This window comes from Methylobacterium sp. TK31 (assembly GCF_055361545.1).
This window is the reverse complement of the sequence record NZ_CM143964.1, coordinates 691742-711718: the sequence shown is the minus strand read 5'-3', so window position 1 is coordinate 711718 and position 19977 is coordinate 691742. Positions and strand designations below refer to the sequence as shown.

General features: G+C 71.0%; 18 protein-coding genes. 13 read left to right on the top strand and 5 right to left on the bottom strand.

Features of this window, described 5'->3' with window-relative positions; translation table 11 throughout:
• Positions 1-201: 201 nt before the first annotated feature.
• The 10 genes from ACXJY8_RS03190 (at position 202) to ACXJY8_RS03145 (ending at position 10207) form a co-directional block, all read left to right on the top strand.
• The gene (locus tag ACXJY8_RS03190; RefSeq protein WP_463776056.1) at positions 202-1377 is read left to right on the top strand and encodes a pyridoxal-phosphate-dependent aminotransferase family protein; all 1176 of its coding nucleotides are present in this window, start codon (positions 202-204) and stop codon (positions 1375-1377) included.
• A gap of 286 nt (positions 1378-1663) precedes the next feature.
• Complete coding sequence (locus ACXJY8_RS03185) at positions 1664-2956, top strand: MFS transporter (RefSeq protein WP_463776055.1); 1293 nt, start codon at positions 1664-1666, stop codon at positions 2954-2956.
• 177 nt (positions 2957-3133) lie between these two features.
• The gene (locus tag ACXJY8_RS03180) at positions 3134-4369 is read left to right on the top strand and encodes a CaiB/BaiF CoA transferase family protein (RefSeq protein WP_463776054.1); all 1236 of its coding nucleotides are present in this window, start codon (positions 3134-3136) and stop codon (positions 4367-4369) included.
• Positions 4366-5151 (top strand): enoyl-CoA hydratase, encoded by a 786-nt coding sequence (locus tag ACXJY8_RS03175; protein WP_463776053.1) that lies wholly within the window; start codon positions 4366-4368, stop codon positions 5149-5151. Before ACXJY8_RS03180 ends, ACXJY8_RS03175 begins: the two co-directional genes overlap by 4 nt.
• 13 nt (positions 5152-5164) lie before the next feature.
• On the top strand, positions 5165-5695 hold the full coding sequence (locus ACXJY8_RS03170; protein ID WP_463776052.1) for a gamma carbonic anhydrase family protein: 531 nt from the start codon (positions 5165-5167) through the stop codon (positions 5693-5695).
• Positions 5696-5944: 249 nt separating this feature from the next.
• Entirely contained in the window at positions 5945-6514 is a 570-nt protein-coding gene (locus tag ACXJY8_RS03165; RefSeq protein WP_463776051.1) for a helix-turn-helix transcriptional regulator, read from the top strand.
• A 260-nt stretch (positions 6515-6774) separates the two neighbouring features.
• The gene (locus tag ACXJY8_RS03160; RefSeq protein WP_463776050.1) at positions 6775-7017 is read left to right on the top strand and encodes a hypothetical protein; all 243 of its coding nucleotides are present in this window, start codon (positions 6775-6777) and stop codon (positions 7015-7017) included.
• A 295-nt stretch (positions 7018-7312) separates the two neighbouring features.
• Entirely contained in the window at positions 7313-8734 is a 1422-nt protein-coding gene (pyk, locus tag ACXJY8_RS03155; protein WP_463776049.1) for a pyruvate kinase, read from the top strand.
• A gap of 307 nt (positions 8735-9041) precedes the next feature.
• Positions 9042-9695: a FecR family protein gene (locus tag ACXJY8_RS03150; RefSeq protein WP_463776048.1), complete on the top strand. Its 654-nt coding sequence runs from the start codon at positions 9042-9044 to the stop codon at positions 9693-9695.
• 116 nt (positions 9696-9811) lie between these two features.
• Complete coding sequence (locus ACXJY8_RS03145) at positions 9812-10207, top strand: DUF3307 domain-containing protein (RefSeq protein ID WP_463776047.1); 396 nt, start codon at positions 9812-9814, stop codon at positions 10205-10207.
• 28 nt (positions 10208-10235) lie between these two features.
• Here ACXJY8_RS03145 and ACXJY8_RS03140 read toward each other — a convergent pair whose 3' ends face one another.
• A complete protein-coding gene (locus tag ACXJY8_RS03140) occupies positions 10236-12362 on the bottom strand; it encodes a CHASE2 domain-containing protein (protein WP_463776046.1) in 2127 nt (708 codons plus the stop codon).
• Positions 12363-12538: 176 nt separating this feature from the next.
• Between ACXJY8_RS03140 and ACXJY8_RS03135 the strand changes: the two genes are divergently transcribed.
• On the top strand, positions 12539-13807 hold the full coding sequence (locus ACXJY8_RS03135; RefSeq protein ID WP_463776045.1) for an EAL domain-containing protein: 1269 nt from the start codon (positions 12539-12541) through the stop codon (positions 13805-13807).
• Positions 13808-13848: 41 nt separating this feature from the next.
• Here ACXJY8_RS03135 and ACXJY8_RS03130 read toward each other — a convergent pair whose 3' ends face one another.
• The 4 genes from ACXJY8_RS03130 to ACXJY8_RS03115 all read right to left on the bottom strand — a co-directional run bounded on the left by ACXJY8_RS03130 (position 13849) and on the right by ACXJY8_RS03115 (position 17736).
• Positions 13849-15513, bottom strand: coding sequence for an OFA family MFS transporter (locus ACXJY8_RS03130; RefSeq protein WP_463776044.1), 1665 nt, complete (start codon positions 15511-15513; stop codon positions 13849-13851).
• 373 nt (positions 15514-15886) lie between these two features.
• On the bottom strand, positions 15887-16906 hold the full coding sequence (locus ACXJY8_RS03125) for an arsenic resistance protein (protein WP_463776043.1): 1020 nt from the start codon (positions 16904-16906) through the stop codon (positions 15887-15889).
• A complete protein-coding gene (locus ACXJY8_RS03120) occupies positions 16906-17541 on the bottom strand; it encodes a DUF938 domain-containing protein (RefSeq protein WP_463776042.1) in 636 nt (211 codons plus the stop codon). Before ACXJY8_RS03120 ends, ACXJY8_RS03125 begins: the two co-directional genes overlap by 1 nt.
• A gap of 33 nt (positions 17542-17574) precedes the next feature.
• Positions 17575-17736, bottom strand: coding sequence for a hypothetical protein (locus tag ACXJY8_RS03115; protein WP_463776041.1), 162 nt, complete (start codon positions 17734-17736; stop codon positions 17575-17577).
• 21 nt (positions 17737-17757) lie between these two features.
• On the opposite strand from ACXJY8_RS03115, the gene ACXJY8_RS03110 reads away from it, so the two are divergent.
• Both ACXJY8_RS03110 and fghA read left to right on the top strand, forming a co-directional pair.
• On the top strand, positions 17758-18894 hold the full coding sequence (locus ACXJY8_RS03110; protein WP_463776040.1) for an S-(hydroxymethyl)glutathione dehydrogenase/class III alcohol dehydrogenase: 1137 nt from the start codon (positions 17758-17760) through the stop codon (positions 18892-18894).
• 247 nt (positions 18895-19141) lie between these two features.
• The gene (gene fghA, locus ACXJY8_RS03105) at positions 19142-19975 is read left to right on the top strand and encodes an S-formylglutathione hydrolase (protein ID WP_463776039.1); all 834 of its coding nucleotides are present in this window, start codon (positions 19142-19144) and stop codon (positions 19973-19975) included.
• Positions 19976-19977: the final 2 nt, after the last annotated feature.

Genomic DNA, 19977 nt, shown 5'->3' with positions numbered 1-19977 from the left:
TATGGCTGGGGTCGAGGGCGATCGCGAGCAAAATAATGCTTGTGTCACGCAAAAATGAATGCAAATTTTTGGTCGACCAAATCAGATGCGGACCGTATCGACCACAATCCGGTCCCGCTCGCGATCCGACGCCGCGGTGCCGCCCACGTTCCGCAACCCGTCAGCACCGTCTGGCGTACCCGAAAGCCTGCGAGGCCCCCGATGACCACACGGACCGGACGCCACTTCCTGCATATTCCGGGCCCGAGCCCAGTGCCCGAGCGCGTCCTGCGCGCCATGGACATGCCGGTGATCGACCATCGCGGCCCCGACTTCGCCAAGCTCGGGCGGGCGGTGCTGGAGGGCGCCCAGGCCGTGTTCCAGACCCGCGCGCCGGTGATCCTCTATCCCGGCTCGGGCACGGGGGCCTGGGAGGCCGCCATCGTCAACACGCTCTCGGCCGGCGATCGGGTGCTGATGTTCGAGACCGGCCACTTCGCCACCCTGTGGCGCCAGATGGCGGCGCGCTGGGGCATCGAGGTCGAGTTCGTGCCGGGCGACTGGCGCCGGGGCGTTGATCCGGCCAAGGTCGAGGCGATCCTGGCCGAGGACCGCTCCAAGTCGATCAAGGCCGTGATGGTGGTCCACAACGAGACCTCCACCGGTGCCACCAGCCGCATCGCCGAGATCCGCAAGGCCATCGACCGGGCCAACCACCCGGCCCTGTTCCTCGTGGACACCATCTCGGGCCTCGGCTCGGCCGAGTACGCCCACGATGCCTGGGGCGTCGACGTCTCGGTGAGCTGCTCGCAGAAGGGCCTGATGCTGCCCCCGGGCCTCGGCCTTGTCGCCCTCTCGGACAAGGCGCTCGCCGCCACCAGGACCGCCACCCTGCCGCGCTCCTACTGGGACTGGCAGGAGATGCTGAAGCCGAACGCGGCGGGCTACTTCCCCTACACGCCGGCCACCAACCTCCTCTACGGCCTGCGCGAGGCCATCGCCATCCTGATGGAGGAGGGCCTGCCCCAGGTCTTCGCCCGTCACCAGCGCCTCGCCGCCGCCACCCGCGCCGCCGTGGAGGCCTGGGGCCTGGAGGTGCTGTGCCAGGAGCCGTCGGAATACTCGCCGGTGCTCACCGCCGTGGTGATGCCGGAGGGCCACGATGCCGACGCCCTGCGCACCCTGATCCTGGAGAAGTACGACCTCTCCCTCGGCACCGGCCTCGCGAAGGTCGCCGGCAAGGTCTTCCGCATCGGTCACCTCGGCGAGACCAACGACCTCACCTTGATGGCCGCCCTGTCCGGCGTCGAGATGGGCCTGAAGGCCGGCGGCGTGCCCCACACCCGCGGCGGCGTGCTGGCCGCGATGGACGCGCTCCGCTCCGGGTTGGACGATTGAGCGAATTCCTCCGGCAGATCCGAGGGATCGGGGTCTGACAGGCCGTCATCCCGGGGCGCCGAAGGCGAGCCCGGGATCCAGATCCGCCGACGGTGCCGGACGCGATGAGACCTGCGGTTCGGGATCCCGGGCTCCGCTGCGCGGCCCCGGGATGACGGAGCGCCAAAGGCGAACACGTTGGAGAAGCGAAGACCCGACGCCCTCGTTACACCCACCCCCGCGTGACCCCCAGAACAACCGGCGCTCAGACCGGACGGGGTGGCGCGTTCAACCGGAGGAAACCCCGATGACGCCAGCCAAGAGACGCGTCTCCGCGTCGAACATGGTGCTGTTCCTGCTCTGCCTGATGTACTTCGTCACCTATCTCGACCGGGTGAACATCGCGACGGCGGGCGGCGAGATCATGAAGGATCTCGGCATGTCGAACACCCAGTTCGGCCTGATCCTGTCCGCCTTCGCCTATCCCTACGCCATCTTCCAGGTCATCGGCGGCTCGGTCGGCGACAAGTTCGGCGCCCGGCGCACGCTCCTGGTCTGCGGCCTGATCTGGGCCTCGGCCACCATCCTCACCGGCCTCGTCGGCGGGCTGGTCAGCCTGTTCCTCGCCCGCGTGCTGCTCGGCTTCGGCGAGGGGGCGACCTTCCCCACCGCCACCCGCGCCATGCAGAACTGGACGGCGCCGGGCAAGCGCGGCTTCGCGCAGGGCATCACCCACGCCTTCGCCCGGCTCGGCAACGCGGTGGCGCCGCCCATCGTGGCCTTCCTGATCTACCAGTTCGGCTGGCGCCTCGGCTTCGTCATCCTGGGCGTGGCGAGCTTCGCCTGGGTCATCGTCTGGTACCTGTATTTCCGCGACGACCCGAAGGACCATCCGGCGATCACCCCGGAGGAGCTCGCCGTCCTGCCGCAGGCGAGCAAGGTCGGGGGCAAGCAGTCCGTGCCCTGGGGCCGCCTCACCCGGCGCATGCTGCCGGTGACGCTGACCTATTTCTGCTACGGCTGGACCCTGTGGCTGTTCCTCGGCTGGCTGCCGAGCTTCTTCAAGCTGAATTACGGCCTCGACCTGAAGAACTCGGCCCTGTTCGCCTCGGGCGTGTTCTTCGCCGGCGTCGTCGGCGACACCCTCGGGGGCGTCTTCAGCGACCGCATCCTGAAGAAGACCGGCAACCTGAAGCTCGCGCGCCTGAGCGTCATCGTGGTCGGCTTCCTCGGGGCGGCGGCGAGCCTGACGGGCGTGTTCTTCACCCGCGACCTGACCCTGGTGGCGCTGCTGCTCAGCTCGGGCTTCTTCTTCGCCGAGCTGGTCATCGGCCCGATCTGGTCGGTGCCGATGGACATCGCGCCGAAATACTCGGGCACGGCCTCGGGCCTGATGAACACCGGCTCGGCGGTGGCGGCGATCATCTCGCCGATCGTCTTCGGCATGATCGTGGATGCCACGGGCAGCTGGACCCTGCCCTTCGTCGGCTCGATCGGCCTCTGCCTGCTCGGCGTCGGCCTCGCCTTCACCATGCACCCCGAGCGCCCCTTCGTGGAGGAGACCGAGGTGCCGCTCGGGCGGGCCGTGCCGGCGGAATAGCGCTGGTTCTCACCCTCCCCCCTTCGCGGGGGAGGGTGGTCGCGGAGCGACAGGGAGAGGGGGCGACCTTTCCGGACGGCGCGCTCCCCTCTCCCGACCCGCTTTCGCGGGCTACCCTCCCCCGCAGAGGGGGGAGGGAGAAGGCCTTTTACGTCAGACACACAGGACCTGAGCACGATGGACGAACCCGTGCACGACACCCCCCATCCCGGTTCCCGTCCCCTCCCCCTGGCGGGCCTGCGCGTCCTCGACGTGACGCAGGTGATGGCGGGGCCGGTCTGCAGCATGCTGCTGGCCGATCTCGGGGCGGACGTGATCAAGATCGAGCCGCCCGGCACCGGGGACCAGACCCGGGGCGCCATGGGGTTCAAGATGAAGGGGCCCGACAGCATGGGCTTCCTCAACATGAACCGGAACAAGCGCAGCCTCGCCCTCAACCTGAAGAGCCCGGCCGGGCGCGACCTCCTCCTCGACATGGCCGAGACCGCCGACATCGTGGTCGAGAACTACCGCCCCGGCGTGATGGCCCGGCTCGGCCTCGGCTACGAGGCGATGCGGGCGCGCAACCGCGGCCTGATCTACGCCAGCATCTCGGGCTTCGGCCAGACCGGCCCCTGGGCCAAGCGCCCGGGCTACGACCTGATGGCCCAGGCCATGTCCGGCGTGATGAGCGTCACCGGCCATCCCGGCGGGCCGCCGGTGAAGGCCGGCGTGCCCGTGGCCGATATCGGCTGCGCGCTCTTCGCCGTCTACGGCATCCTCAGCGCCTATATCGGCCGGCAGACCAGCGGCGAGGGCCAGTATGTCGACGCGTCGCTGTTCGATTCGGCCCTGGCCTTCTCGATCTGGGACACGAGCGAATACTGGGGCACGGGGCGGATTCCGGAGCCCCTGGGCACGGCCAACCGCATGAGCGCGCCCTACCAGGCCGTGCGGGCGGCGGACGGCTACTTCGTGATGGGGGCGACGAACCAGAAGCTCTGGCGCCTGCTCTGCGACGTGCTCGGCCGCGAGGATCTCCTGGCCGACGAGCGCTTCCGCGACATCGCCGGGCGGCTCGCCCATCGCGAGGCCCTGATCGCCGAGCTGGAGACCAGTTTCGCCACCAAGGACGCCGAGACCTGGGTCACGGATCTCCTCGCCGCCGGCATCCCGGCGGGGCGCATGAACACCTATCCGGAGGCCTTCGAGAGCGAGCACGGCCGCCACCGGGAGATGCGCATCGAGGTGCCCCATCCCATCGAGGGCAGCGTGCCGAACATCGGCTTCCCGGTGAAGCTCTCGGGCACGCCCGCCCGGGTGCGCCGGCACGCGCCGCTGCTCGGCGAGCACGCCGGCGAGATCCTGGAGGAGCTCGGCCTCTCGGAGGCGGCGGTGGAGCGCCTGCGTGCCGAGGGGGCCTTCGCCGCATGAGCGCCCCGATCGACGACGGCGCCGTGCGCTACCGCGTCGCGGACGGCGTCGCCCACCTGACCTTCGACCGCCCAGCCGCCCGCAACGCGCTCACCTTCGCGATGTACGATGCGCTGGCGGAGAGCCTGGCGCGGATCGAGGCCGACCCGTCCGTGCGCGTCGCTGTGCTGCGAGGCGCCGGCGGCAAGGCCTTCGTGGCTGGCACCGACATCGAGCAGTTCGTCGGCTTCACGGGCGCGGACGGCGTCGCCTACGAGGCCCGCATCGAGGGCTACGTCGCCGGGCTGGAGCGGTGCCGCGTGCCGACCGTGGCGGTGATCGAGGGCTGGGCGGTGGGCGGCGGCCTCGCCATCGCCAATGCCTGCGACATCCGGGTGGCGGAGGCCGGCGCCCGCTTCGGCGTGCCCATCGCCCGCACCCTGGGCAACTGCCTCTCGCCGGCCAACCTGCGCCGGCTGACCGCGACCCTGGGCCAGAGCCTCGTCGCCCGGATGCTGCTGCTCGCCGAGATGCCGAACGCCGAGACCCTGGCGCCGCTCGGCTACCTCGCCGCCGTGGTCGAGCCCGGCCGGCTCGACGCCGAGGTGGCGGCGATCTGCGAGCGGCTCCTCGGGCACGCGCCGGTGACCATGCGGGTCACCCGCGCGATGCTGCGCCGCCTGGAGCTGGACCCCCGGGCCGAGGCGACGGACCTCATCGCGGAATGCTATGGCAGCCGGGACTTCGCGGCCGGCGTCGAGGCCTTCCTGGCCAAGCAGCCCGCCGCCTGGACCGGTACCTGAGTCGAGACACCGCATGACCCTCTACGCCCTCGGCCCCGATCGGCCGCAGCTCGCCGATGCGGACAGCGTCTGGATCGCGCCCGGCGCGCATGTGATCGGACGAGTCCATCTCGGCCGCGACGTCTCGATCTGGTTCGGCGCCGTGCTGCGCGGCGACAACGACGAGATCCGGATCGGCGACCGCACCAACATCCAGGACGGGGCCGTGCTGCACGCCGATCCCGGCTTTCCGCTGCATCTCGGCGACGATGTCACCGTCGGGCACCGGGCCATCGTGCACGGCTGCACCATCGGGGCCGGAACCCTGGTGGGCATGGGCGCCACCATCCTCAACGGCGCCCGCATCGGCCGCAACTGCCTGATCGGCGCCAATGCCCTGGTCACCGAGGGCAAGGCGTTTCCCGACGGCAGCCTCATCGTCGGCGCCCCCGCCAAGGCCGTCCGCGCCCTCGACGCGGAGACGGCCGCGCGGCTCGCGCAGACCGCCGGCAACTACGTCGCCAACGGCCGCCGCTTCCGCCGGGACCTGCGCGCCCTCGATTGAGCCGTGCCTCCGGTCCAGCGGGCCGGGCGCCCGGCTCGGAACGCGTTCTCGAACCTTATCAGATGAGGCGCGCCGCGCGCCGGATGTCCCGGTGCCTCTGTCAATCGTGCGCATGCGGTCCGGCGCAAAGACAAGTATCCACGGCGATCATGGCATGTTGACCGCCCGCGAATATTGCTTAACGTGCCGTTCGACAGGCACTACGCCGGATCGGCATGCGAGGGATGTGTCGCGACCATGCTTGTCGGAATGCCATTCTTGCGGGTTTTCGACAGGATGGGCTACGGCGGGCTCGTGCTCTCGACGAGCGGCCACGTGCTGGCGATGAACGACAGCGCCCGGCGCATCTTCCAGACCATGTTCTGCCTCAGCCGCTCGGAGGTCGAGGTCGACGTCCTGAACGGTCTTGGGCGCGGCATCGTCAAGCGGCTGCTCGGGCAGGGCCAGGCCCGCTTCCAGCTCGACAGCGAGCACTGGATCCTGGTCGAGCGCACCGAGCAGCGCCCGCTGATCATGAATTCCGTCCCGTTCCCCGGCGACGGCGAGGACGGACCGCACTCGGTGCTGCTCTTGATCGACCTCGACGCGACGCCGGCCCTGAACTGCGGCGCCCTGGAGCAGGTCTTCGGACTGACGCCGACGGAGGCGAAGCTCGCCACGCTGATGGCGAAGGGCGCGACCCTGATGGAGGCGGCCGCGCTCCAGGGCGTCCGCGTCGCCACCGTGCGGGCCCAGCTCCGCGCCATCTTCACCAAGACGCACACCCACCGGCAGGCCGAACTGGTGATGCTGGTCTCCCGGCTCTCGACCCTGAGCTGAAGAAGCCCGAATCGGCCGGATGGATCCTCCGAGGCGGCTCTGCAATTCCCGGTCCTAGTGCTCGCTCCCCGTGCGATCTAAAATATTCGATTGCCCTGCAATTCCAGTATTTTGTATTCAGACTAAAATGTAGAAGCACACAAGAAATCAATAGAAGCCGGTAATCCTACGAATATTGATGGAACGTAATTCAAATGAGGGATGACGGCTCTCTGGATTGGACGATCATCGAGCCGTCGCAAGGACGACGGGAGGAAACGATGAAACATTCAGTTCCTGTACTCGTATTGGCCGGCCTGTCCCTGACCCTCATGGCCGCCGGCCCCGCTTCGGCCGCCTCGAAACACCAGCGTCCCCCGGCGAAGTACACCGCCCTGAACGCCGAGCAGACGACGCCCACCGTGCCGGTCGAGTCCACCGCCGCGCGCACGGATTTCGGGGGCGACGGCACCGAGATCGCGATCCGCCTGCAGGACGACCATCACGGCGACGGAAACCTCTGACATCGCACGGCCCGGTCGGGCCGAAACGCCGCCGTCACGGAGGCCTGCGCCCGGGCGATCGGGTGCGGGCCTCTGCGCGCGGCCGTTCCTGCGCGCCGGAGACGTCCCGCATCGTCCCCGCCGGCGGTTTACATCCGGGCAGGCTTCCGGGACCATGGCGGCGTGTTCGGTCACCGGGACCTTCGGGCCCGGCCCGGACGCGCGGGAGGCCCCTGCGCGGATGCGGGATCGACGCGCCGACGCACGCCTCCGCCCTCGAGTCCACGGAGGCGGTCGCTCGGCGGCCGGATCAGCCATGCGCCGCAACCGCCACGCCAAGATCGTCGCCACCGTCGGCCCGGCCTCGTCGACGCCGGAGATGCTGCACCGCCTGTTCCTGGCCGGTGTCGACACCTTCCGTCTCAACTTCAGCCACGGCACCCAGGACGATCACGCCCGGGTCCACGGGGCGATTCGCTCCCTGGAGCGCGAGACCGGTCGGCCGATCGGCATCCTGCAGGACCTGCAGGGGCCGAAGATCCGCCTCGGCACCCTGGCGGGCGGGCGGCTCGACGTCGCGCCCGGCGAGACGCTCCGCTTCGTTCTCGAGGGCGCCGAGGGCGACCGGAACGCCATCCCCCTGCCCCATCGCGAGATCTTCCTGGCGGTGGCCCCGGGGCAGGACCTGCTCATCGACGACGGACGGGTGCGCGTGCGGGTCACCGGTCTGACCGGCGACAGCCTGGAGGCCGAGGTGATCACCGGCGGGACGCTCTCGAACCGCAAGGGCGTGAACCTGCCCGGCACTCTCCTCGACCTCTCGCCGCTCACGGCGAAGGATCGGGCCGACCTCGCCTTCGGGCTCGAACTCGGGGTGGACTGGGTCGCGCTCTCCTTCGTGCAGAAGCCGGGCGACCTGATCGAGGCCCGGGCCCTGATCGGCGACCGGGCCGGGCTGATGACCAAGGTCGAGAAGCCCCAGGCCCTGGAGCGCATCGACGACATCATCCGGCTCTCCGACGCCGTGATGGTGGCGCGCGGCGACCTCGGGGTCGAGATCCCGCACGAGGACGTGCCCGGGCGCCAGAAGGAACTGATCCGTGCGTGCCGGCTGGCGGTCAAGCCGGTCATCGTGGCCACCCAGATGCTCGACTCGATGGTCTCGGCCCCGACCCCGACGCGGGCGGAGGCCTCGGACGTGGCGACCGCGATCTACGATGGGGCGGACGCGGTGATGCTGTCGGCGGAATCGGCCACGGGGCAGTACCCGGTCGAGGCGGTGGCGATGATGGCGCGCATCATCCACAGCACCGAGACGCACAAGCTCTATCGCTCGCTGATCACCGCCACCGATCCGGGCGAGGAGGAGACGCCGCCCCACGCGGTCGCCAGCGCCACCGCCGCCCTCGCCGACGCGGTGGAGGCGGCCGCCATCGTGGCCTACACCCTGAGCGGCACCACCGCGGCCCGGATCGCCCGGCGCCGGCCGCAGGTGCCGATCCTGGCGCTGACCCCGGATCTCGCGACCTCGCGCCGGCTGTGCCTGCTCTGGGGGGCGCACAGCCTGCGGGCCGACGAGGTCTCCTCCTACGAGGCGATGGTGGAGAACGCCCTCGCCCATGCGGTCGAGGAAGGCTTCGCCCTGCCCCATGCCCGCGTGGTGATCGCCGCCGGCATCCCCTTCGCCGTTGCCGGCACCACCAACAACATCCGGGTCGCGCAGGTCCCGGCGCGCTGAGTTCGGGCCGGCGAGGCGAGGGTGGGTGCGGCTGCGCAGCCGGGATGGTCGAGACGGCGACGCAACTGGTCGGACCAGGGTGACAACCTTGCCTTGTTCTTGACGGGTCCGATCACTAACCTGTGTTTTCTCGGTACAGTCCTGGGAATGTCTGGGGACGGGCTGGCTATTTAGCGATGCTTTAAGGTCGCGGCTTCTACGCCTTTCCGGGCGTGGACGGCGCCGTCGCGCCGTTCGCCCGGGGCGGAGGCCAACGCATCCCCGTCCGCCCGACATTCCCCCGACCCCTCCCACCTGGACGATGACCGTGACGATCAGAACCGCCGGCGCCTTCGCGGCCCTGTCCCTTGCTACGCTCGCGCCGGCCCTGGCCGCACCCCGGGAGGTCGGCGTCGTCGCCAGGGTCGACCGCCAGGCCGTGGCCCTGCAGGCCGGACAGTCCCGCGATATGGCTCCCCAGGGCCCGGTCTTCTTCAAGGACACGATCCGTACCGGCGCCGAGTCCCGGCTCGAGGCGAAGCTCGCGGACGACACCGTCCTGACCCTGGGTGAGAACGGCAAGCTCACGGTGGACGAGTTCGTCTACAAGCCCGGCGCCGAGGGCGGAAAGCTCGCGCTCTCGGTGGCGCGCGGCGCCTTCCTCTTCGTCGGCGGCAAGATCGAGGGCCCGACCGGCGGCAACGTCGCGATCAAGACCGCCGTCGGCACCCTCGGGGTGCGCGGGACGACGGTCTGGGGCGGCGCCATCGACGGCGGCTACGGCGTGCTCGTCCTCGACGGCGAGGTGGTGCTGCGGACGAAGCGCGGCAGCGTGCTAATGCGCAAGGGCCAGGGCACCATGGTGTATGGCGGCCGGGCGCCCGAGGCGGCCGCGCCCTGGCCGGAGGACCGGACCAAGCGGGCCGTGGCGACGATCACGATCAGCGAGCAGGCCCGCTTCGTCCCGACCCTGGGGCGTTGAGGCCCGGCGCCGCCCCGGCCGGACCGGTGGGCTTCCGGGCGCCGTTCCGGTAGCGTCCGGTTCCGCCCGGGCGGCCGTGAAGGTCCCGGTTCGCCCGATTTCTGGAGTTCGCCCCGGTGCAGGCCCTCGACACGCCCGTCCCCCTGGCGACGCTGGCCGCCCTGATGGTCGCGATGGCGGCCAAGCACTACCTGATCGACTTCGTCGCGCAGACCGACTGGATGGCCCGCGGCAAGGAGCGGGTCACCGGCTGGGCCGCACCGCTCGCCGTCCATGCCGGTACGCACGCCCTCGGCACCCTGGCGATCGCCCTGCTCTACCGGCCGGCCCTGTGGTGGCTCGCGCTCCTCGACTTCGCGGTCCACGGCCTGATCGACCGGGCCAAGACCCTGGTCGCCCACCGCACGCGCTTCCCGATGACCGATCCGCGCTTCTGGTGGCTGATGGGCTTCGACCAGTTCCTGCATCAGGTCACCAACATCGCCCTGGTGGTGCTGCTGGTCCTCGGCTGAACCCTCGGACCCGCTTCCCCGAGGGCCTTCAGGCCGCCATGCTGACCGAGCGCTCCCCGGCGCGGATGCGGCGGGCATGCAGCGCCAGGATCGGATCGTGCGGGTCGGCCTCGTGCAGCCGCAGCAGGGCTTCGGCGCCCCCCGCCTCCCCGCGCACCAGGCGGCCGAAGGCCTCGCGATAGGCGTCCGGCGCCTCGGCACCCGCCCTGACCGGCTCGAACACCTCGACGCCCACCGACTTGCCCTTCAGCATCAGGGTCCCGATCGGACGGAAGCCGACGCCGGCGACCTGGTCGCAGGTGGCGCGGGCGATGCAGATCCGGGTGCCCAGAGCCTTGTTGGCGGATTCGAGCCGGGCGGCCGTGTTGATGGCGTCGCCGTGGGCCGTGTAGTCGAAGCGCCGGGTGCCGCCGAAATTCCCGACCACGGCCCGCCCGGTATTGATGCCGATGCGGGTCGCGCCGAAGGGCACGCCCCCGGCGCGCTGATCCTGCCGGAACGCCTCCGCGAAGGCGTCGAGGGCGAGCGCGCAGGCGACCGCCCGCTCGGCATGGTCGGGTTGGTCGAGGGGCGCGTTGAACATCACGTGCACCGCGTCGCCGACGATCTTGTCGACGGTGCCGCCATGGGCCATCGCGATGGAGCACATTCCGTCGAGATAGGCGTTGAGCAGGGCGACCAGGGCCTCGGCGCCCGAGGCCTCGGTCATCGCCGTGAAGCCCTCGAGATCGGTGAACAGGAAGGTCATCTCGCGGCTCTCGCCGCCGAGCTTGAGCCGGCCGGGATCGCTCGCCAGCACCGCCACGAGGTCCGGCGAGAGGTAGTGCGTGAAGGCCGCGCGCAGGCGCTGGGCCGAGCGCTCCGACCCGGCGTAGCGGACGAGGCTGCCGCCCGCATGCGCCACGAGAAGGCCGAGGGTCGGCAGGGTCGGGTCGAGCAGCAGGCCGCCCCGGGCGAACAGCGCCACGGCGGCGAAGGCCGGCACGGGCGCCAGGAAAACGATGCCGAGACCGGCGCTGCGCAGGCGGGCGAAGCCGCAGGCCAGGGCGGCGGCGAGCCCCAGCAGCAGCGCCGCCACCACCTCGGCGCCGAGCGCCCAGGCCGGCCGGATCAGCGCGTGCCCGGCGAGCGCCTGGTCGAGGCCCATGGCGTGCAGGTTCACCCCGGGCTCGAACGCGGTCATGGGCGTCGGACGCAGGTCCGAGAGGCCGAGGGCGCTGGTGCCGACGAAGACCGCCCGGCCCTGGATCGCGCCGCGCAGGCCGGCGCGTCGCTCGGGGTCGAGCAACTCCCAGGCGGGGATCGTGGGCGTCGAGCGCGCGGTCGGAAAGTGCAGGGCGAGGGCGCCGGTGGCGTCGACGGCGAGGTCGACCGCGCCGACGCGGATCGTGTAGCCCGTGAGGGTCGCGCCGTCGCGCTCGGCCCGCACCTTGAAGGTCTCCTCGTCCTGCATCACCCGCAGGGCGTCGAGGGCCAGCGACGGCACCAGGCGGTCGCCGACCACGGCGAGGAGCTGCAGGCGCCGGTTGATCTCGTCGCTGCCCGCCGAGACGCTGAAGCCACCGTGGCCGGCGGCCGCCGCGTCGAGGATGGGCAAGTTGGGAACGGCGCCCGGGTAGTACGGGGCCGTGAGCCGGGGATCACCGTCGATCGTCGCGAATCCCGCGCTCCGCGGGAGGGGCGCCGCGCCGGGTTCGGCGGTGGGCACGAAGCCGGCCACGACCCGGCCGCGGGCGAAGACCGCCGCCAGGATGGCATCGTGATCCGGCAACGGCTCGCGGGACCCGGCCGCGCGAAAGCCGAAGCGCCGCTCCCAGTCGGGCACCAGCAGGGCCGGCGAGGTGCGGTCGGGCTCGGCGAAGACCATGTCGAGGGCGATCACGCCGGCGTCGAGATCCTGCAGCGCCGCGACGAGATCCGCCACCACGTGGCGCGGCCAGGGCCACTGGCCGTGCCGCCTCAGGCTCTCCTCGTCGATGTCGACGACCCGGACCACGTCGCCCTTTGGGGTCCGGGGGCTCAGCCGCTGGAAGCTGTCGAAGGTGGCCTGGCGCAGGCGTTCGAACGGCGCCGGGGCCTCGGCGCGCAGGCCGAGCAGCGCCAGCACCAGGGCAAGGCCCGCGCCCACCGGGACGAGGCGTCGTGACAGGGACATTCGGGGACCGGGCTCCGGACGGGGCGTCTTCCGGGACAGTCTCGCGCCGGCGTGCTGAGATCCCGTTAAGGATAGGATGCGGAGCGCGCGGGAACGCGTCCGCTGTTCGCCAGCCCTTAACCGATCGCGGCCACGGTCCGGCCCGGGCCAGCCCTGTGCCCAGCCTGGAACCTTCCGTGCCGAGTTCCCAAGCGCCGAGCCTCGACCATGTCCACCTGCCGGCGGGCGCACGCCTGTTCTCGGCCGGCGATCTGGGCGACGCCGCCTACCTGATCGTCAGCGGCCGGCTGGAGGTCGTCATCGAGCGCCCGGACGGCGACCTCATCCTGGCGCATCGCGGCCCCGGCGAGATCGTCGGCGAGATGGCGATCCTCGACCACCAGCCGCGCTCGGCCGCGGTCCGCGCCCTGGAGGACAGCGAACTCGTCGTCATCACCGAGGAGCAGCTCTCGCACCGGATCGCCCAGACCGACCCGATCCTGCGCATGTGCCTCGGCGTGGTGCTCGCCCGCTACCGCCAGACCGTGACGATCCTCGAGCAGATGAAGGGCGCCGCGCCCCATCCCGTCCTCGGCGCCGATGCGCCTCCCTCCGAGACCTTTGCGGCGGCCCTGGGCGCCCTGTCGCTGGAGCGCGAGATCCGCGCCGGCCTGCGCAACGGCGAGTTCGAGCTGTTCTTCCAGCCCATCGTGCGGCTGTCGTCGCGGCGGCTCGCCGGCTTCGAGGCCCTGATGCGCTGGCGCCACCCGACCCGCGGGCTGGTGCCCCCGATCGAGTTCATCCCGGCGGCCGAGGCGTCGGGGCTCATCGTCGAGCTCACGGCGCACGCCTTCGACGAGGTCGGGCGCGTCTTCCCGGACCTGCTGCTCGCCGCCCAGCAGAATGCCGGCGCGCTGGACGGCCCCCTGTTCATGACCGTGAACGTCTCGGGGCGCGACCTCGCCGGCGCCTCCTTCCCGGAGATGATCGCCGATTTCCTCGCCCGCACCGAGATCGCCCCCGCCAGCCTCAAGATCGAGGTGACGGAGAGCATGCTGATGGACGATCCCGAGCGCGCCGCCGCCGCCCTGACCCAGTGCCGCAATGCGGGCCTCGGGATCGCGATCGACGATTTCGGGACGGGCTATTCCTCGCTGAGCTACCTCAGCACCCTGCCGGTGACGACGCTGAAGATCGACCGCGCCTTCGTGCGGACGCTTCTCGCCGACCAGACCAGCCGAGGCATCGTGCAGACCATCCTGCGCCTGGCCGACGACCTCGCCGTCACCGTGGTGGCCGAGGGCATCGAGCAGGCGGCCGAGGCCGATCTCCTGGCCGGGATGGGCTGCGCCTTCGGCCAGGGCTTCCATTTCGGGCGCCCGGCGCCCCTGGCCGAGGCGCTCCGGGCCATCCGCGACTGGCCGGAGGCGGAGCCGCCGCCCGCCGGCCTCCGGCTGATCGCCTGACCGGCACCGCGTCCTGAACGCGGCCGCCGCCCGGCGCGTGATCAGCCGAAGAGGATCATCGCCTTCGACACGGTGCTCCAGATGCCCCAGGCGATGGGCAGGCCGACCGCGACCCAGGCCAGCACCGCGAGGGGCGTGACGCCGCCGCGGCCGATGCCGTGGTCGCCGGACCGCCCCGCCACCGCCCCGCCGCCGCCCTTGGCCGTGGCGGCGAGTTCGGCGTCGCTCATGAACCAGCGCGCCGCCAGCGGACGCACGAGGAGGTTGGCGACGAAGCCCGCCGCCAGGAAGCCCGCCAGGATGTACATCGTGCGGGTGTAGAGCGCCGCCCCCTGGATGCCGGCATCGACCTGGGCCTGGCGGATCGCCGTCACCACGAAGGGGCCGACCACGCCGGCCGTCGACCAGGCGGTGAGGAGCCGCCCGTGGATGGCGCCGACGAACTGCGTGCCGAAGATGTCGGCGAGGTAGGCCGGGATCGTGGCGAAGCCGCCGCCATACATTGACAGGATCACGCAGAAGAACGTCACGAACAGGGCCTTCGAGCCGATCGAGGCCGCCCAGGGCGCGCCCGCATAGAGCAGGCATCCCAGCGCGAAGAAGGTCGCGTAGGTGACCTTGCGGCCGATCTTGTCCGACATCGAGGCCCAGAAGAAGCGCCCGAGGATGTTGAACAGCGACAGGAGGCCGACGAACCCAGCCGCCACCGCCGCGATCTGGGTCTTCTGTCCGGCATCGAGCTGCCCGAAGCCGAGGCCCGGCTGGCCGATCAGCGCGCCGCCGAAGATCTCCTGCAGCATCGGCGAGGCCAGGGCGAGCACGCCGATGCCGGCCGAGACGTTGAGGCAGAGCACCGCCCAGAGCAGCCAGAACTGCGGGGTCCGGTGGGCCCGGTCGAGATGGACATGGCCCGAGGTGATCATCGCGCTCTTGGCCGCCGGCGCGGACCAGCCCTCCGGCTGCCAGCCGGAAGGCGGCACGCGGTAGCCGAAGCCGCCGCAAAGCATCGCCACGATGTAGAGCCCGCCCATCACCGCGAGGGTCTGCCAGACGCCGGCGGAATCGGGGGTCTTGAAGGTGTTGATCAGCAGGGTGGCGAGGGGCGACCCGATCATGGCGCCGCCGCCGAAGCCCATGATGGCCATGCCGGTGGCCATGCCGCGGCGATCGGGAAACCACTTCACCAGGGTCGAGACCGGCGAGATGTAGCCGAGGCCCAGGCCGATGCCGCCGATGAGGCCCATGCCGAGCCAGATCAGCCAGAGCTGGTGGACGTAGACGCCGAGCGCCCCGATCAGGAAGCCGCCGCCCCAGCACAGGGCCGCCGCGAGGCCGGCCTTGCGCGGCCCGGCCCGTTCAAGCCAGCCGCCGAACACCGCCGCCGAGAGGCCGAGCATCACGATGCCGATGGAGAAGACGATGACGAGGTCGCTGACCCGCCAATCGCAGGTCGTGGTGAACAGCGCCGTGGCGATGCTCATGTCCGGGCAGGCCGCCGGCGCCGGCTGGCCGACGCTCAGCGCCCGGGACAGGGGCAGCCAGAACACCGACAGACCGTAGGACATGCCGATGCAGAGGTGGATGGCGAGGGCCGCGGGCGGCACCAGCCACCTGTTGAAGCCCGGTTTGGCCACGATCGCTTCGCGGGAGAGCCACCCTGGCACGCGTGCGTCCAGCAAGGACACGTCGGATGCGCGAACGTTCATCTTAAGGCTCTGCTCCCCGGATACGCCGCCGCTCGGCTATTTTTTGGGGACTAAAGCATGCGCGAAAACGTGACGCCATGCTGTGCGAGCCTGTTCGTCGAACGAATTGCTTGCTCTGTCAGCGCGGCGCAGCGGGACCCGGCACGCTGACCGCGATCCCATCTTGCTGTGCAGGGCATTTCCGCGCTGCCTGCCGGGTCGCGGCTCGGCGATGGTTCGCGCTGCCGAGATCGGCCGACGCGAACGCGCGCGGTGCGATGGACGTCCATCCCTGCGCGGCCGCATTCATCCCTGCGCGGCCGCATTCAACGCTGCGCGGCCGCATGGCGACCTGTCGGCGCGGTCTGCGACGGCCGGCGGGTGGGGTGTCGCCTCAGCCGGCGGGTCTCGCCGGCGATGCCCCGCGTCCCAGTCTCGGAAGCAGCCGCACGTATACGAGTTCGCTGGCCAGCTCGATCAGCGTCTGCGTGACGATCACGGCCGGCAGCAGGGGGACGCCGCCCGGAACCGCGAAGGCCAGCGGCAGGACGACGAGCGAGTTCCGGGTCGCGGCGCTGAAGGCGAGGCTTCGGCCGGCGGCCGCATCGAGGCCGAACAGGCGTCCGGTTCCCCAGCCGAGGAGCGGCGCCGCGACGGCGTAGGCCGCGTAGACCGGGACGACCCGCAGGGCCGCGTCCAGGGCCGGGCCGAGCTGCGGCAGCACCGCCGCGATCACCACGGACAGGACCAGGGCCGTCGCCGGGACCGGCAGGAGGCCGAGCAGGGCCGCGGCGCGGCGACCGGCCGGCACCCGTCCGCCCCAGACCTGCACGAGACCGGCCGCCGCAAGCGGCAGGGCGATCAGCCAGACGAAGGCATCGACGAACGGCCCAACCTGCACGAACCGCGCCGCCTCCGCCCCGAGGAAGGCGGTCAGGTAGACCGGCAACAGCGCCATCTGCGCCAGGAGGAGCAGCGGGGTCGCAGCCAGCAGGATCCGGGCGTCGGCGCGGCCGAGATGCGCGAAGGTCACCACGTAGTCGATACAGGGCGTCAGCAGCACCATCAGCACGCCGAGGCGCAGCATGGGGTCGGCGGGGAGCCATGGGACGAGGCCGGCGACCAGCAGCGGGACCGCGAGAAAGTTGACGGCCATGAGCGCGGCCAGGAACCGGGCGCGGGTGAAGGCGCCCGCCAGGTCCCGCAGGGGCACCTGCAGGAAGGTGACGAACAGCATCAACGCCAGGGCCGGATTGATCGCCGCCTCCAGCGCGGCGGTACCCGGCACCGTGAGCGCCGCGACGACGGCGGCGCCGATGGCGGCGAAGTAGATCCCGATCTGGCGGCTCTCCAGCCGGTCCCTCAGGGGGCCGATGCGGTCGGTTCGGACACGGTCCTCGGGGCCGGCGGGCATCAGGCCCCGGCCGCTGCGGCCTCGCGCCGGAACACCAACGCGAGGTTGTTCGCCGGCAGGCTCAGGCGGGCGTCGAGGCGCAGGCCGTGCTGTGCCGCGGTCTCCACGACGGTCTCGAGGTCGCGCACGCCCCAGCGCGGGTCCCGCGCCCGCAGGTCCTGGTCGAAGGCGGCGTTGCTCTCCGCCGTATGCCGCCCGCCCTCGCGGAAGGCGCCGTAGAGGAACAGGATTCCGCCCGGCGGGAGCGTGCGGCCGGCACCGGCCATCAAGCCTTCGGTGGCGGACCACGGGGCGATGTGGACCATGTTGATGCATAGGATGGCCTCGGCGCCCGGGATCGGCCAGGGCGCCGTGGCGGCGTCGAGGGCGAGGGGCGGCCGCAGGTTGGCGAGGCCCGCGGCCTCGGCATGGGCCGCGATGCTGCGGCGATAGGCCGGCTCGGGATCGCTCGGCTGGAAGGTCAGGGCCGGAAACGCGGCGGCGAAATGCACGGCGTGCTCGCCCGTCCCGCTGGCAATCTCCAGGACCGTGCCGGTCTCGGGCAGCACGTCCCGCAGCACCGCGAGGATCGCCGCCCGGTTGCGCGCCGCCGCCGGCGCGACCAGCGCGTCCCGCCCTGCTTCCCAGTCCTTCATGGTCCGTCCGATCCTGTCGCGCCGCGGCGACCGTCATTCCAAATTCGCATCGCCGGCGCAAACGGGCGCGCACGGCTGTTGCATCTCGACGCCGGAGGCATCAAACACCACCCAGATTTTCGGGCCGTTCGGCTTGCCACCCTCCGGGTGCAGCGAGGCGAAGCGCCGGCATCCATCGCCGCCGTCCGTGATCATCACAGCTCTAAGGACAACGCTATGAAGACGCGCGCCGCGGTCGCGTGGGAGGCCAAGAAGCCTCTCACCATCGAGACCATCGACATCGAGGGACCCAAGGCCGGCGAGGTCCTCGTCGAGCTGATGGCCACCGGCATCTGCCACACCGACGCCTATACCCTGTCGGGCCTGGATTCCGAGGGCAAGTTTCCGGCGATCCTCGGCCACGAGGGCGCGGGCATCGTGCGCGAGGTCGGCGCCGGCGTGACCGCGCTGAAGCCCGGCGACCACGTCATCCCGCTCTACACCCCCGAATGCCGCAACTGTAAGTCCTGCCTGTCGCAGCGCACGAACCTCTGCACCGCCATCCGGGCGACGCAGGGCCAGGGCGTGATGCCGGACGGCACCTCGCGCTTCTCCTGCGTCTCCACCGGCGGCAGCCCGGGCGGGTCCAACACCCTGTTCCACTATATGGGCTGCTCGACCTTCTCGAACTTCACGGTGCTGCCGGCGATCGCGCTGGCCAAGATCCGGGAAGACGCCCCCTTCGACAAGATCTGCTACATCGGCTGCGGCGTCACCACCGGCATCGGCGCGGTGATCTACACCGCCAAGGTCTGGCCCGGCGCCAACGTCGTGGTGTTCGGCCTCGGCGGCATCGGACTCAACGTGCTCCAGGCCGCCCGGATGGTCGGTGCCGACAAGATCATCGGCGTCGACATCAACCCGGACAAGCAGGAGATGGCCCGCAAGTTCGGGATGACCCACTTCATCAATCCGAAGGAGGTCGGCAACGATCACGTCGTCCAGGCGATCCTCGACGTGACCGGCGGCGGCGCGGACTTCTCCTTCGACTGCACCGGCAACGTCAACGTGATGCGCCAGGCCCTCGAGTGCTGCCACCGCGGCTGGGGCGAGTCGATCGTCATCGGCGTGGCCGAGGCCGGCAAGGAGATCGCCACCCGTCCGTTCCAGCTCGTCACCGGCCGCGTCTGGAAGGGCTCGGCCTTCGGCGGGGCCCGCGGCCGCACCGACGTGCCCAAGATCGTCGACTGGTACATGGAGGGCAAGATCAACATCGACGACCTGATCACCCACACCATGCCGCTCGAAGAGATCAACCACGGCTTCGACCTCATGCACGAGGGCAAGTCGATCCGCTCGGTGGTGGTCTACTGATCCGATCGGGACAGATCGTGTCCGGTCCCTCCCCCCTTTGCGGGGGAGGGTACCTGCGGAGCAGGCGGGAGAGGGGGCGACCTCTCCGGAACCGGTGCTCCCCTCACCCGACCCGCTGACGCGGGCCACCCTCTCCCGCAGAGGAGAGAGGGAGGGGCGCGAACCGACCATTCTTTCAGTGGCCCGACATCGCACCCTTTCCCAGCCCCGGAACGGGACTTTGAGCCCCCAGCAGGAGAGCAGCTTCATGGAAACCATCTCGAAGGCCCGCGCCCATGGCGGCACGCAGGGCGTCTACAAGCACGATGCGCAGACCACGGGCTGCCCGATGACCTTCGCGGTGTTCGTGCCGCCGCAGGCCGAACACGGCCCGGTGCCGGTGCTGTGGTATCTCTCCGGCCTCACCTGCACCCATGCCAACGTCATGGACAAGGGCGAGTACCGCAAGGCGGCGGCCGAGCACGGCGTCATCATCGTGGCGCCCGATACCAGCCCGCGCGGCCCCGGCATCCCGGACGAGGAGGGCAACTGGCAGTTCGGCTCCGGCGCCGGGTTCTACCTCGACGCCACCCAGGCGCCCTACGCCACGAACTACCGGATGTGGAGCTACGTGACCGAGGAGCTGCCCGCCCTCGTCGCCAAGGAATTCCCCGCCGACATGTCCCGCCAGGGCATCTTCGGCCACTCGATGGGCGGCCACGGCGCGCTCACCATCGCCCTCACCTACCCCGAGCGCTTCAAGTCCTGCTCGGCCTTCGCGCCGATCGCCCAGCCCTCCACCGCCGGCTGGTCGAAGCCCGCCTTCGAGAAGTATCTCGGCCCGGATGCGAGCGCCTGGCGCGCCCACGACGCCACCGCGCTGATCGCGGACGGCCACCGCTTCTCCGAGTTCCTGGTCGATCAGGGCACTGCCGACAGCTTCCTCGACGACGGCCTGCGTCCGTGGCTCCTGGAAGAGGCCTGCAAGACCGCCGGCATTCCCCTGACCCTCAACATGCGCGAGGGCTACGACCACTCGTACTACTTCATCTCGACCTTCATGGCCGACCACATCGCCTGGGCGGCCGCGCGCCTGAAGTAGGC

What these genes read in the sequence shown, in the direction of transcription:
- fghA (WP_463776039.1), top strand. Translation starts at nt 19,142, where the DNA reads ATGGAAACCATCTCGAAGGCCCGCGCCCATGGCGGCACGCAGGGCGTC.
- ACXJY8_RS03185 (WP_463776055.1), top strand. Translation starts at nt 1,664, where the DNA reads ATGACGCCAGCCAAGAGACGCGTCTCCGCGTCGAACATGGTGCTGTTC.
- ACXJY8_RS03180 (WP_463776054.1), top strand. Translation starts at nt 3,134, where the DNA reads ATGGACGAACCCGTGCACGACACCCCCCATCCCGGTTCCCGTCCCCTC.
- ACXJY8_RS03120 (WP_463776042.1), bottom strand. Translation starts at nt 17,541, where the DNA reads ATGAAGGACTGGGAAGCAGGGCGGGACGCGCTGGTCGCGCCGGCGGCG.
- ACXJY8_RS03165 (WP_463776051.1), top strand. Translation starts at nt 5,945, where the DNA reads ATGCCATTCTTGCGGGTTTTCGACAGGATGGGCTACGGCGGGCTCGTG.
- ACXJY8_RS03170 (WP_463776052.1), top strand. Translation starts at nt 5,165, where the DNA reads ATGACCCTCTACGCCCTCGGCCCCGATCGGCCGCAGCTCGCCGATGCG.
- pyk (WP_463776049.1), top strand. Translation starts at nt 7,313, where the DNA reads ATGCGCCGCAACCGCCACGCCAAGATCGTCGCCACCGTCGGCCCGGCC.
- ACXJY8_RS03175 (WP_463776053.1), top strand. Translation starts at nt 4,366, where the DNA reads ATGAGCGCCCCGATCGACGACGGCGCCGTGCGCTACCGCGTCGCGGAC.
- ACXJY8_RS03140 (WP_463776046.1), bottom strand. Translation starts at nt 12,362, where the DNA reads ATGTCCCTGTCACGACGCCTCGTCCCGGTGGGCGCGGGCCTTGCCCTG.
- ACXJY8_RS03110 (WP_463776040.1), top strand. Translation starts at nt 17,758, where the DNA reads ATGAAGACGCGCGCCGCGGTCGCGTGGGAGGCCAAGAAGCCTCTCACC.
- ACXJY8_RS03190 (WP_463776056.1), top strand. Translation starts at nt 202, where the DNA reads ATGACCACACGGACCGGACGCCACTTCCTGCATATTCCGGGCCCGAGC.
- ACXJY8_RS03160 (WP_463776050.1), top strand. Translation starts at nt 6,775, where the DNA reads ATGAAACATTCAGTTCCTGTACTCGTATTGGCCGGCCTGTCCCTGACC.
- ACXJY8_RS03130 (WP_463776044.1), bottom strand. Translation starts at nt 15,513, where the DNA reads ATGAACGTTCGCGCATCCGACGTGTCCTTGCTGGACGCACGCGTGCCA.
- ACXJY8_RS03115 (WP_463776041.1), bottom strand. Translation starts at nt 17,736, where the DNA reads ATGATCACGGACGGCGGCGATGGATGCCGGCGCTTCGCCTCGCTGCAC.
- ACXJY8_RS03125 (WP_463776043.1), bottom strand. Translation starts at nt 16,906, where the DNA reads ATGCCCGCCGGCCCCGAGGACCGTGTCCGAACCGACCGCATCGGCCCC.